This window comes from Pseudomonas sp. RGM 3321, assembly GCF_022836805.1.
GTDB lineage: Bacteria > Pseudomonadota > Gammaproteobacteria > Pseudomonadales > Pseudomonadaceae > Aquipseudomonas.
Map to the genome: position 1 here is coordinate 227,919 of NZ_JALHBH010000118.1, position 13,441 is coordinate 241,359.

A 13,441-nucleotide genomic window follows, 5' to 3' on the forward strand; every position below is an offset into this window, starting at 1 on the left:
CGTTTCAAACATTTTTGCCCTGTACAAAACCAGAACCCAGATCCGCACCCGTAATAGGGTTAGCAGTCGGGTCGGACTGGGTCCGCTTCTTCATCATTTCCAGCACGTCTGTATCCTTGGCATTCAGCTTGACGGAAGCAGTGCCATCGCCGCCATCGACAGCCGGTTTTGGCGATTCCACATACTCCCAGTTATCGCCCTGGTTCCACGGGCCGCGTACATTGGATTCACCGGACATGTTGAAGTACTTGTTGGTAAATTCCGGCATGCCCGGCAGTTTGCCCTGCGGAAAGTTGGGCTGGATGGCGTGCAGGGCTTTTTCGAAAGATAACTGATGAGCGATTTCACGTGTCATCAGAAAGCCCAGCGCCTCTTTTACCCCCGGGTCATCTGTCACGTTCATCAAACGCTCGTAGACAATCTTCGCTCTGGATTCCGCAGCGATGTTGGAGCGGAAGTCAGCTGTTGGCTCGCCAATGGTATCGATGTAAGCCGCCGTAAAAGGCACACCGGCAGAGTTGGTCAACGGCGCACCGGCCCCGTACAGCAGGCTGGTGATATGGGAGTCGTTGCCATTGCCGTTGATGGAGCGGTAAAGCTCGCCTTCTTTTTCGATGCCTTCAGCCAATTGACCTTTGGCGCCTTTATTGAGCATGACAATAATGGAGCCGACTATTTCCAGGTGGCTCAACTCTTCAGTGGCGATGTCCATCAGCAAATCTTTACGGCCGGGATCCTCCTCACTCAATCCTTGAGTGAAATAACGTCCGGCTGCTGCCAGCTCGCCTTGGGCACCGCCGAACTGTTCCAGCAGAAGATTGGCCAGTCCAGGGTTTGGTCTAGCTACCCGCACGGTATATTGAAGCCGCTTGTTATGAATAAACATGTCGTATCCTCAGGCGTGATCTTTTGGGAAGCGTCAACCCACTTGGATGGGTTTGATTCAACGCAGTCACTGGATATGAGAAAGCGGGCATGTATACGTTGCGTATAACTTTAGTGAGTGGGATGAACGGCCTGAAAATCCGGGTTCAATAGAATTTTCTTATTCGCTGAATCTTTGAAAAACAACACACTCTTAGTTCAGAGGCCCCGCAGGCAAAGCTCAGGGCGTAAGCCGTCTGTGCTGGCGAAAAATCCAAAAAAGAGGGGTTATAAACAAAGTCTATTAGTTGTCACAGCCTTGCGACCACCCCTATGGGTGCGAACGAGGGTGGCTATATGATATCGTTTACATTATGGCATTAATATTTTGAATTTTTCGAAAACCCTGCGATCTGTTTTGCGAGTCGACAAAGCAGGAGCAACACAATGGCTGATGAAAAACACTACCGTATCGATTACCTGCTGCATGGCAGTTACAAGACGTTCTATATCAGAGCGGTTGTCATGGACAATAAAGAAGCCTGGCACTGGGCGTCGGTTGATGCAGGATTCGGTGCGATCCCCAAGTACCGTTCCGACCCGGTACCAAAGCTGAGCAAGCCTCAAGCTGAAAAGCTGGGGTTGTCGAACGTGGAGTGGACGAGGGCTTGAAAGGCCCTCGTTCAAAACGCGATGACGCTCACCGTCGTGCGTCACGATGCCGCACGACGGTGTACGCGCTGAAAGATCTGTGGTCGACAGACCTGCCAGATGGACACCCGTTTCCCGCCGTGCTGAACTGAATCCACCTCATTTGGATCAGCGTTCACCGCAAGCTCCACACACCAGGCCCCGCTCCCGCTCACCCGCCGTAAATCCCCGCAACCTCACATTCTACGTGGCCTTGCCGATAGCCCGTTATCAGATGATGGCCCCCATTGAACTTCCCGATGGGGTACAGCTCTGAGGTGATGTCACTATGCCTCTATCTGAATGGGTGATTCCCTTCGAAGTGGCACCACTGACCTTGCACCTGCCGTGATGCAAAGAAATAAAGGAGCTTTTTCAGCCGGATCGGCCACCCTAATTAAAATAGAGACAACTATGAACATCCTTTCGCCTGGTATTTACCTTACCAATCGCCTGCGGTTCCCTGCCAAGTTTGCCGTTTTAGCCATCATTATCGTCATCCCGCTGATCGTTCTCGGTCTTCGGGTTTTCAACAGTCTGAATGCGAGCATCGACACCGTTGCCCAGGAACGCATCGGTCGTGAGTATTTGCATGTCGTGACGCCCGTTCTGCGACTCTCCATGCTGCAGCGTGCAGCAACCAACCGTTTGCTCGCCGGTGACGCCTCCGCTGCTCAGGATCTGGCCAGCAACCGCACTCAGCTTGAAACAGCATTTAATAACCTCGCCGACATGGATGCCCGCCAGGGAAGTCTGCTGGAGACCGAGAGTCGCGTGCAGCGTCTTCGTGAAAGTGCGCGTTCCCTGATGGACAGTATCAAGCCCGGTCTTTCGCAAGACGAAGTGTTTGCACAGTGGAATGAGCAACTGGCCCAGACACTCAACTTTATCTATTACATCTCGGCTACCTCGGGCATGGTACTTGACGAAGATTATGCCTCGCTGTTTCTGATCGACCTGAGCACCATTCGTATGCCCAGAGAAATCAACGTGGCCGGTCAGATCCGGGGTATCACAGCCGGTTTGAGTACCGGTCAGGGGCTAAGCGTACTGATGCGCGGCTCGCTTGAGGGCCTGTTGAAGATCGAGCTGCAATTTCGTGCGGAGCTGGAGCAAAGCATTCGACTGCTCAAGCGTCGTGCTCCACAGCTTGCCTTGCGCATTGGTGACCCTATCGCCTCGGCCACCTCGACGATGGACGGCTTTCGCAATGACCTGCAAGCGTACGTCAAAGGTACGGAATTCTCGGTGCCGCAGGGGCAGGCGCTGAGCGCGCGCGGTAACGCTGTGGTCACCGGGCTTTATAAGGCCCAGGACGAAATTCAGAGTGCGCTTCAGGGTGAACTGGATACGCGCTACAGTGCGCTGCTGCTGCAACGCGAAGTCGTGATTGCCATGTGCGTAATCATGGGCTTGCTGCTGCTCTATGCGTTCTTCAGCATCTACCGCGCTCTGCGCCGGACCATCGATGGCCTGCTGGGCGTCACCCGTCGTCTGGCCGACGGTGATCTGAGCGCCCGTGTACAGGTGAGCAGCAAGGACGAAGTGGCTGACATCGCCAACGGTCTGAACCTGATGGCCGGAGCATTCGCCAGCTCCATTTCGCACATGGACCGCACGTCATACGAGCTGTCTGATGTAGCTGCCCGCTTGGGCACCTCTATCGGTCTGGCCAAGCAGTCGATGAACGCGCAACAAGCTGAAACCGAGCAAGTGGCGGCGGCCATCAATGAGATGACCACAAGCGTGGCCGACGTAGCACAGAACACCGAAGGTGCTGCGCTGGCTGCTGATGAAGCGAACACCGCCTCGCGTAACGGGCTACGCATCATGCATCAGGCCCACTCGACCATTCAGGCTCTGGCTGAAGAAGTGGAAGTCAGCGCCCAGAAAGTCCAGGCGCTGGCTCTGCACAGTCAGTCGATTGGTGGCGTTATTCAGGTCATCAGTACGATTGCCGATCAGACCAACTTGCTGGCCCTGAATGCTGCCATTGAAGCGGCTCGGGCTGGCGAGCAGGGACGCGGGTTTGCTGTGGTCGCTGATGAAGTGCGCACGCTGGCTTCGCGCACTCAAGCGTCGACCGAAGAAATCCGCAACATCATTCAGCAACTGCAAAGTGCTACCGATGCTGCCGTGCAGCAAATGCAGGCCGGCCAGCAAAAGGCTCAAGCGTGCATCAGTGCCGCCAGCGATGCCTCTGGTAGCCTGTCGAGCATCAGCCAGGGCGTCGAGCGTATCGTCGAGATGAACACTCAGATTGCCAGCGCTGCGGTGCAACAGCATGCGGTGTCCGAGGACATCAACCGGAATGTCATGGAGATTCGCAACAGCTCCGGGACGTTGATGCTGGGCATCGACAACAACGCGGTCACTGCCGAAGAGTTGGCACGGGTCGCTACCGACATGCGCAATGTCGTAGCGCGTTTCAAGCTGGTTGCCTGACCGGATCGGGGGGCTTGCAGCCTCCCGGTTCACCCTGCCTCAGTCAGCGCCCGGGCGCTGATTGCCTTTTCTTGATCAAGTTTTGCTCTTCTGCGGCCGATAGCTCTGGCGCGCGGGTTTGCTGTCCATAAAAACAAATCTTCAGCTCTTTCGTTGCGCACAAAAAGCATATTCAGGAGATTTTATGAACAGCAGTTTTGCGAACATCAGCGTCAACATGAAGTTGGCATTGGGCTTTGGGATCGTTCTCTTCTTCACTGCCATCCTCGCACTCGTCGGCTGGACCAGCCTCGATAAACTCATCAATCGTACTGACAGAATCGGCGATATCACGGAGCTGAGTGATAACCTGACCAATCTGCGTGTCGCGCGCCTGCAATATATGCTGACTGATGGCGATGAAACCGCCGCACAAAACATGCAGAGCAAGCTGGATGTCTTCAAGGCGCAGCAGCAATCACTGCTCATCAGCTTCAACAACCCGCTCAACCTCAAGCCTCTGCGCGAACTGGCCGATGTCACCCGTGACTATGAAGCCTCGTTGAACAGCATGCGCGCTGCGTTTCAGGCTGGTGCCAAAGTGCGTAATGACATGACCGCCAACGCCATGGTTGCCATGCGGGCTGTCGACTCGTTGAACGATGCCGTCATGCAGATCGATCCTGCGGACCCGGCGCGTTTCGATCAGGTCCAACTGGCGACTACCGCCAGGCAAGACCTGATTCTGGTTCGCTACGAAGTACGTGGTTATACCGGCAATCCCAATGACAAGACCGAGAAAGCAGCTTTTCAGCAACTGGATACCGCGATCAGTCATCTGGACAGGCTCAAAACCACTTTTGGCGCTGCCAATCGCGAACAGATTGCCCAGTTTGAAAGCGCTCTTCACAGCTACCGCAGCTCGGTCGACGCTTTCAAGGCCACTACTCAGACTGCTGCGAGCGTGCGCAAGGACCTGACTTCCCAAGGAGCTGCCATCGTCAAACTGGGCGAAGAGCTGTATCGCATTCAGATGCAGATGGGTAAGGATGACACCGCTCAGGCGCGTAATCTGCAGATCGGTTGCGTGCTGTTGGTCATGTTGCTGGGCATTCTTGCGGCCATTGTCATTACCCGTCAGATCACCCGGCCGCTGCGCGATACGCTGGCGATTGTCGAGCGCATCGCTGCTGGCGACCTGACTCATACGGAAGTAGTCACCCGACGTGACGAACTGGGCGTATTGCAGCAGGGCATCCAGCGCATGGGCGCAACCTTGCGCGAGCTGATTTCCGGTATTCGCGACGGCGTTACGCAGATTGCCAGCGCTGCCGAAGAGCTGTCGGCGGTTACTGAGCAGACCAGCGCCGGGGTTAACAGCCAGAAGGTCGAGACCGATCAGGTGGCGACCGCCATGCATGAAATGTCGGCCACCGTGCACGAAGTGGCACGCAATGCCGAGCAGGCGTCCGTTGCTGCCTCCGATGCCGACAAGCAGGCTCGTGAGGGTGACAAGGTCGTCGGCGAAGCCATCCAGCAGATCGAGCGACTGGCCGCCGAGGTGGTGCGCTCATCTGACGCGATGAACGTGCTGGAGCAGGAAAGCGACAAGATCGGCAAAGTCATGGATGTGATCAAGGCCGTCGCCGAGCAGACCAACCTGCTGGCACTCAACGCAGCTATCGAGGCTGCGCGTGCCGGGGAAGCCGGTCGCGGTTTTGCCGTGGTGGCCGATGAGGTTCGTGGCCTGGCACAACGAACCCAGCAGTCCACCGAAGAAATCGAGGGCCTGGTTGCTGCACTGCAGAACGGCACTCGTCAGGTGTCGGGCATCATGCTCGGCAGCCGCACGCTGACAGACAGCAGTGTCGAGTTGACGCGCAGGGCCGGTACGTCACTGGAAAGCATCACCCGGACCGTGTCGAACATTCAGGCGATGAACCAGCAGATCGCAGCCGCCGCCGAGCAGCAAAGCTCGGTGGCTGACGAGATCAGCCGCAGCATCGTCAACGTTCGCGACGTGTCCGAACAGACCGCTGAAGCCAGCGAAGAAACCGCAGCCTCCAGCGTCGAACTGGCGCGTCTGGGAGGCCAGTTGCAAGCGATGGTCAGCCACTTTCGCGTCTAACCCAAGGGACTTTTATGCCCGAGCGGAGCGGGGCGCGAGAGGTGTTCTTTCGGACACCTGTCGTTTCCTGCGCTCCAGCGCAGAAGTGATAAAGAGGACGCGGAGCGTCCAGAACGGCATGCGACGCAGAGCGTCGCACGATAGTTGATAGCGTTCTCCAGAGTGGGAATGCCGTGGGTGATGCTCTGCGTCACAAATCTACGCAGCGCTGATTGTTCAAGATCGGGCGCAGAATAATCTAAGCGGCATACCCGTTAGTCCTGTAAATATACGTTGGTATATATCGCTCATACTCACAGATAAACATGACCTACTTTTGCAGGTTTTAACAGTTGTTCAAAACTCGATAAGCTTTACTCACTGTCCGGCAACTAATAACTCACGGCCTTTCTCTGTTATCGCCGACCGCCTGTTTGCTTATCACGCTGGCGGGTACGCGCCTGCACAGCCGATTCGAGGTGAACAATGCATTCGATATTTGAATTCGGTAAAAGCCTGCGCACGCCCCGTTTTGTAAAACCCGGTGCGCGCACTCCTTATTGGGCCGATGGTATGTGCCTGGTCATCATTGTCGTGTTTATTGCGCTGGTGCTGTATGGCGTGGGTCAGATGATGCAGCCACTTGCCGCGCTGAACTCAAGCCCGATGAGCCTCGACCCTGCGCGCCTGCCCGAATATGCATTGCGCACCACGCTGCGCATGTTCATTGCGCTGGCGGCTTCGCTGGTCTTCACGTTTGTCGTGGCCACGCTGGCGGCCAAAAGTCGTAAGGCCGAGCAAGTAATTATCCCGGCGCTGGATATTCTTCAGTCGGTTCCGGTACTGGGGTTTCTGACGTTCACAGTGACCTTCTTCATGGGCCTGTTCCCCGGTCGGCAAATGGGTGTCGAATGCGCGGCGATTTTTGCCATCTTCACCAGCCAGGCATGGAATCTTGCGTTCAGTTTCTATCAGTCACTGCGTACCGTGCCGAGCGACCTGAATGAGGTCACCCGGCAGTTCGGACTGTCTCCACTGCTGCGTTTTACCCGCCTGGAGCTGCCGTTCGCCGTACCGGGGCTGGTGTGGAACATGATGATGTCGATGTCCGGCGGCTGGTTTTTTGTGGTCGCCTGCGAGGCCATTTCGGTTGGTGACACCACGGTCAATCTGCCCGGCATCGGCTCGTGGCTGGCACTGGCCATCGAGCAGAAAAACCTCGCTGCGATTGCCTGGGCGGTGGGCGCAATGGCGCTGGTGATCCTGGCCTATGACCAGTTGTTGTTCAGGCCGATCGTGGCATGGGCGGACAAGTTTCGTTTCGAGCAAACCGCGTCGTCAAAGCGTCCGCGTTCCTGGATGTACAGCCTGCTGGGTCGCTCGCGGGTGGCACCGATGCTGGGCTCGATCCTCGCTGCGCCGTGCAAATGCCTGATGCTGATCGACTGGCGTGTGGTATCCCGGCTGTGGGGCGTAAAGCTCACGCCTGGCGTTGTCCGGTTGCTCGACTATCTGTGGCTGGCCCTGGTGATGGCCGCTTGCCTGACCGGCAGTGTTTACCTGTTCAGGTTCATCGAGACCTCGCTGGGCATGAGCGACATGGTCACCGCGTTTGGACTGGGGCTGGCAACAATGGTGCGGGTGATTGTCCTGATCGTCATCGCCAGCCTGATCTGGGTGCCTGTCGGTGTATGGATCGGCTTGCGCCCGGTCTGGGCTGAACGCTTGCAGCCGATAGCGCAGTTCATGGCGGCTTTTCCAGCCAACGTACTGTTCCCTTTTGCAGTGATTGCGATTGTCGGCCTGCACCTGAACCCGAACATCTGGCTTTCGCCGCTGATGGTGCTCGGTACCCAGTGGTACATCCTGTTCAACGTGATCGCGGGGGCCAGCGCCTTGCCGACCGACCTGCGCGAAGCGGCCACGATATTCAACATGCGCGGCTGGCAGTGGTGGCGGCGTGTGGCCTTGCCGGGGGTGTTCCCCTACTACGTCACCGGGGCGCTGACCGCATCGGGTGGGTCGTGGAACGCCAGCATCGTCGCTGAAGCGGTGTCCTGGGGTGATCAGCATCTGGAAGCGGCAGGGCTGGGTTCTTACATCGCCAACGCGACCCAGGCGGGGGACTTCCCACGCGTTGCGTTGGGCATTGTTGTCATGTCGGTCTTCGTCATCGCGTTCAACCGGTTGCTGTGGCGTCCGCTGTACGGGTTTGCCGAGCGACGTCTGAGTCTTGTGTGATTTTGATTGAGGAGGGCGCCATCATGATGGCTGTCGAAACGCGTTGTCTGGTAGATGTTCAGAAAGTCCGACATGTGTACGGCAAAGGCAGCAAAGAGCGCCTGGTGCTGGATGACGTGACACTGACGCTCAATGAGAACGAAATTGTGGGCCTGCTGGGCCGCTCCGGCTCGGGCAAATCCACCCTGTTGCGCTCCATCGCGGGGTTGGTGGTGCCCACCGAAGGCGAAGTGAATTTTCCTCGTCGCGTGCAGGGGCGGGCGATGTCGGTAGGCATGGTTTTTCAGAGCTTTGCCCTGTTCCCGTGGCTGACCGTGCTGGAAAATGTCGAAGTCGGGCTTGAAGCTCAACGTGTGCCACCCGCCGTGCGTCGCAAGCGCGCGTTGGCAGCCATCGACCTGATCGGTCTGGACGGCTTTGAAAGCGCTTATCCCAAAGAGCTCTCCGGCGGCATGCGCCAGCGCGTGGGCATGGCACGTGCGCTGGTGATCGACCCTGATGTGCTTCTGATGGACGAGCCGTTTTCCGCGCTCGATGTGCTGACTGCCGAAACCCTGCGCACCGACCTGCTGGATATGTGGAGCGAAGGGCGCATGCCCATCAAATCGATCCTGATGGTGACGCACAATATTGCCGAAGCCGTGCTGATGTGCGATCGCATTCTGCTGTTCTCCTCCAATCCGGGTCGGGTGATCAGCGAGATCAAGGTCGATCTGCCTCAGCCGCGCAACCGCCAGGACCCGATCTTCCGGGCGTTGGTGGAGGAGATCTACGTGCTGATGACCCAGGACAACGATGCAGGCGAAATACGTCAGGGCGTGTTTCCGGGCACCGGGCTGGGCATGGTCTTGCCGCAGGTGTCCACCAATGCGCTGGCAGGGCTGATCGAAGCCATTCATGCGCCTCCCTACAGCCTCAAGGCGGACCTGCCGGAACTGGCCAGCGCGCTGCACTACAACGCCGACGAGCTGTTCCCGATTGCCGAGGTCCTGCAACTGCTGCGTTTTGCAGAACTCAAGGGCGGCGATATTCGCTTGCTGCCTGCCGCAAATCGCTATGCGCTGGCGGATGTCGACGAGCGCAAACAACTGTTTGCCCAGCACCTGCTGAGCTTCGTGCCGCTGGTCGCGCACATTCGGCGGGTGCTGGACGATCGTCCCACGCACACGGCACCGGCACGGCGTTTTCGCGATCAGCTGGAAGACTTCATGTCGGAAAGCGATGCCATGCAGACCCTGAATGTCGTTACGCAATGGGGGCGCTACGCCGAGCTGTTCGCTTATGATGAGCTGGCCGATCAGTTCAGTCTGGATAACCCGTCCTGAGGTTTGTACGACATACTCGGCAGGCCTTTTGAAGAGCGAGATGGTGCAGATGTACGAGCCAGAATCCTGTAGCAGGACCGCGATGGCCGTCAGGTGGGTCGCCTTGCTGGCGCTGGCGCTGGTCATCGCGATTGCCGATACCCTGACCGATCTGGAGATCGCCGTGGGGGTGTTCCAGATCGCGGTGGTGTTGCTGGCGGTCAGGCTTTTGCCGGTCAGGGGCGTGATTGTCGTGGCGGCGGTGTGCATGCTGCTGACGGTGGTCAGTTACGAAATGACCACCTCCAGAGGCAGCGAGGCGTCCGGGCTGATCAACTGCGTCATCAGCCTGGCCGCCATCGCCATGACCACCTGGCTGGCGCTGCGTATGGCGCGGGCCATCCGCACGGTTCATGAAGCGCGCTCGCAGCTGGCGCACATCGCTCGGGTCAATCAGCTGGGTGAGCTTGCTGCGTCCATTGCCCATGAGGTGAATCAGCCGCTGTCGGCGATCGTCATCAGCGGTAACGCCTGTCAGCGCTGGCTGGCCACCGAGCCGGTCAATCTGGAAAAGGCCCGTCAGGCAGTCGAGCGCATGATCGGCGATGCCAATCGCGCCGGAGATATCATCGTGCGAGTGCGGGCCCTGGCGAAGCGCTCTTCGACGCACAAAGAGTGGATCAGTGTGGCGGACACGGTGGCCGAGATCGTTGCGCTGGCGCACAGCGAGATAGACGGGCAGGGCGTCACACTGTCGGTTGACGTGCCGGAGGGAATGCCACCGCTGCTGGCTGACCGGGTGCAGATCCAGCAAGTGCTGCTGAACTTGATGCTCAACGGCATGGACGCGATGAGGAAAGTCGAACAGGAACAGGCGCAACTGGACGTGCGGACCGAGTGGCGCGGAGGCGGGGAAATCGAGTTCACTGTCAGCGACAGCGGCGTAGGTATTCAGCCGGAAGCAGCCGACCGGCTTTTCGACGCGTTCTACACCACCAAAGAGGAAGGCATGGGAATTGGGCTGGCGATCAGTCGGTCTATCATCGAAGCGCATGGCGGGCGAATCTGGGTGACGCCCAACCCGTCAATCGGGGCCACGTTTCATTTCACTCTGCCCACTGGAAAAATGGAAACCTGATGAACACAGCTGCTACTGCACCGCAGGCCGAAGAGCCGGTCATCTTTGTCATCGATGACGACCTCTCGGTGCGTTCTTCGCTGGAAGACCTGCTGGCGTCAGTCGGCTTGCGCAGCATGTTGTTCGGCTCGACCCGCGAGTTTCTGGACACCCCTCGTCCTGATGCGCCGGGCTGCCTGATTCTGGACATTCGCATGCCCGGCATGAGTGGCCTGGATTTTCAGGAGCACATGGCCAGGTCGGGGATTTTTCTGCCGGTCATTTTCATCACCGGGCATGGCGACATTCCCATGTCCGTGCGGGCGATGAAGGCCGGTGCGGTGGAGTTTCTGACCAAACCCTTCCGTGACCAGGACTTGCTGGATGCGCTCCAGCAAGGGCTTGAGCGAGACCGCAGCCGTCGTCGCAACTCAGCCGTCGAAGCCGAGTTGCAGCGCCGTCACGCCAGCCTGAATCATGGCGAACAGCAGGTGATGGAACTGGTCGTCAGTGGCTTGCTCAACAAACAGATTGCAGCCCGCCTGAACGTGAGTGAAATCACCGTCAAGGTCCGGCGCGGCTCGGTCATGCGCAAGATGGAAGCCGACTCGCTGGCTGACCTGGTCAAGTTTGCCGAGCGGCTCAAAGAGCTCCGTTGATTAACCCACGCCCGCACACCTGCCGTTCATTGCGCTCCAGCGTGTGACTGCCTTGCGTGAGGCTCCGCGTCACAACTCTGCGCCGCGCTGTGTGCTCGACTCATTCACCAGTTGCGGCAATACGTAGTTGCGCACCACGTACAGCGAACCCTCTGCGCTCAAGTGTCCCGAGTCGATCTGCAGCAATGAGCGGCTGTTCTCCAGGCGTACCCGACAGGCATCGGCGATGCACAGCTTGTCGATCAGCGACACGAACTGGATGCCCGCCGATACAGCCAGCGCGCGGGTTGCCTGATCCACCCGCATGACGCTTTGATCCAGCGCCGGATCGCGGATATACGACTCGCTCAGCCCCCAATGACGGTTGACGATGACACTGGGCAGCGATGGGCTCCACGACGGCATCGGACCGATCAGCACTACATGTTTCACGCCAAAGCCCTTGAGGCGGGTCGCAATCCGCTTCCAGTCGGTCTTGTCGTGGCCATCCTTCTGCGCGATGACCACGATGTCCGGACGCAGCCTCTCGATGCTCTGCAGGGCAGTCCTGTTGGAGTAGTCGCAGGCCTTGCTGGTCGCTGACGTGCGTCCCTCGTGGTCATTCAGGTCGGGAACGCAACTGGCCGAGGCCACCTGATAGAAGGGGGTCGTGCGTGTCAGCAAGGTACGCAGCCCGAGTGACAACGCCTGGGCGTGAGAGTCGCCCCACAAGAACACTCCGCCCGGCCCCTGTTTGCGCGTGCAGGCCTCGTCGATGCCCGACTGGCCACGCTGTGTCAGGGCGGAAAAGGCGTCACATTTCAGCCAGTAGGGCTCGTACAGGTTGTGCTGCCGATCAACGTATTCCTGGATGAAATGCGCCTTGTCGGAAACACTGATCGGGCGAAGTGGCGATACCACGCCCCGCGTCACACTTACCAGCGCTCCAGCCGCGAACACCAGAACGACCAGTGCGGCGGGCATGGCAAATTTTCGGCGCTGCCCAGGTTGATGTGGGCTGGCGGGCTGCTCGATCAGTCGCCATGAGATCAGCCCCAGTGCCAGGGCCACGCCGATGCCCAATAGCACCGTGCGGGTCTCGCCCAGCAAACCGGTGTAGTTCATCCACACCACCACCGGCCAGTGCCACAGGTACAACGAGTACGACAGTTTGCCGGTCCATTGAAACAGCGGGTTGCAGGTCAGCAGCGAATCATTGCGGGCCGCCGCGATCACCGCGAAAGTTCCCAGCACCGGCATCAGCACCAGATACCCGGGCCATGTGTCCTGCACGGACAGCAGACAGAAACCGGCGACGATCAGCGCCAGTCCGACCTGTTCCAGAACTCGCTGCTGCAGGGGCCTGAGTTGCAGCGGGAACAGGCAGGCCACGCCACCCGCGAGCAACTCCCAGGCACGGGTCGGCAGCAGGTAAAACGCAGCTTCCGGCCATCGGGACGAGGCAAACACACAAAGCACAAAGCCCGCCAGACTTGCGCCCAGCACCCACCAGCGCAGGTTGTGCAGCGCGACAAAGCGACTGAGGAGCAACAGTGCAATCGGGTACAGCAGGTAAAACTGCCACTCCACCGACAGCGACCAGCTGTGCAGCAGCCATTTCTCATGAGCACTGGCGGTGAAATAACCGGCCTCGCGCCAGTAAACAACGTTGGAAACGAATCCCAGGCTGCTGGCCACATGAGTGCCCAACGCGCTGTAGTCCAGCGGCAGCAAGGAGAACCAGCCCAGCAGCAGCAAGGCTAGACACAGCACCGCGAGGGCCGGGACGATGCGTCTGGCCCGTGACGTGTAGAACTTCGTCAGCCTGAATTTGCCGCTCCTCAAGCCGCGCAGGATGATCCCGGTAATCAGATACCCCGAGATCACGAAAAACACGTCCACCCCGGCGAAACCGCCAGGCAGCCAGGCAGGTTGAAAGTGAAAGAGCAGCACCGCAGCCACCGCGATGGCGCGCAGCCCATTGATGTCTTTTCTGAAGTCCATTTGAGAAAGCCATCCGGTGGATGATCGTGAGGGAGAGTGGCGCTGTGCAGCG

At 58.6% G+C, this 13,441-nt stretch carries 9 protein-coding genes; 7 read left to right on the forward strand and 2 right to left on the reverse strand.

Annotated elements, in window-relative coordinates:
• Positions 1-4: 4 nt before the first annotated feature.
• Positions 5-886, reverse strand: a complete 882-nt coding sequence (locus RGM3321_RS22500) for a manganese catalase family protein (protein WP_244394890.1) — start codon at positions 884-886, stop codon at positions 5-7.
• A 425-nt stretch (positions 887-1,311) separates the two neighbouring features.
• On the opposite strand from RGM3321_RS22500, the gene RGM3321_RS22505 reads away from it, so the two are divergent.
• The 7 genes from RGM3321_RS22505 (at position 1,312) to RGM3321_RS22535 (ending at position 11,406) form a co-directional block, all read left to right on the forward strand.
• Positions 1,312-1,536: a DUF6555 family protein gene (locus RGM3321_RS22505; RefSeq protein WP_002555969.1), complete on the forward strand. Its 225-nt coding sequence runs from the start codon at positions 1,312-1,314 to the stop codon at positions 1,534-1,536.
• A gap of 432 nt (positions 1,537-1,968) precedes the next feature.
• Positions 1,969-3,999, forward strand: a complete 2,031-nt coding sequence (locus RGM3321_RS22510) for a methyl-accepting chemotaxis protein (RefSeq protein WP_244394891.1) — start codon at positions 1,969-1,971, stop codon at positions 3,997-3,999.
• A gap of 184 nt (positions 4,000-4,183) precedes the next feature.
• Entirely contained in the window at positions 4,184-6,106 is a 1,923-nt protein-coding gene (locus RGM3321_RS22515) for a methyl-accepting chemotaxis protein (protein WP_244394892.1), read from the forward strand.
• Positions 6,107-6,571: 465 nt separating this feature from the next.
• Positions 6,572-8,326 carry an ABC transporter permease subunit gene (locus RGM3321_RS22520; RefSeq protein ID WP_244394893.1) on the forward strand — a complete coding sequence of 585 codons (1,755 nt, stop codon included), beginning with the start codon at positions 6,572-6,574 and terminating at the stop codon, positions 8,324-8,326.
• 20 nt (positions 8,327-8,346) lie between these two features.
• Positions 8,347-9,651: a nitrate/sulfonate/bicarbonate ABC transporter ATP-binding protein gene (locus RGM3321_RS22525; protein ID WP_029241027.1), complete on the forward strand. Its 1,305-nt coding sequence runs from the start codon at positions 8,347-8,349 to the stop codon at positions 9,649-9,651.
• 49 nt (positions 9,652-9,700) lie between these two features.
• Positions 9,701-10,768, forward strand: a complete 1,068-nt coding sequence (locus tag RGM3321_RS22530; protein ID WP_244394894.1) for an ATP-binding protein — start codon at positions 9,701-9,703, stop codon at positions 10,766-10,768.
• Positions 10,768-11,406 (forward strand): response regulator transcription factor, encoded by a 639-nt coding sequence (locus RGM3321_RS22535; protein WP_005744911.1) that lies wholly within the window; start codon positions 10,768-10,770, stop codon positions 11,404-11,406. The genes RGM3321_RS22530 and RGM3321_RS22535 overlap by 1 nt, the downstream gene beginning before the upstream one ends.
• 69 nt (positions 11,407-11,475) lie before the next feature.
• Here RGM3321_RS22535 and RGM3321_RS22540 read toward each other — a convergent pair whose 3' ends face one another.
• Positions 11,476-13,389: an acyltransferase family protein gene (locus RGM3321_RS22540; RefSeq protein WP_244394895.1), complete on the reverse strand. Its 1,914-nt coding sequence runs from the start codon at positions 13,387-13,389 to the stop codon at positions 11,476-11,478.
• Positions 13,390-13,441 lie beyond the last annotated feature (52 nt).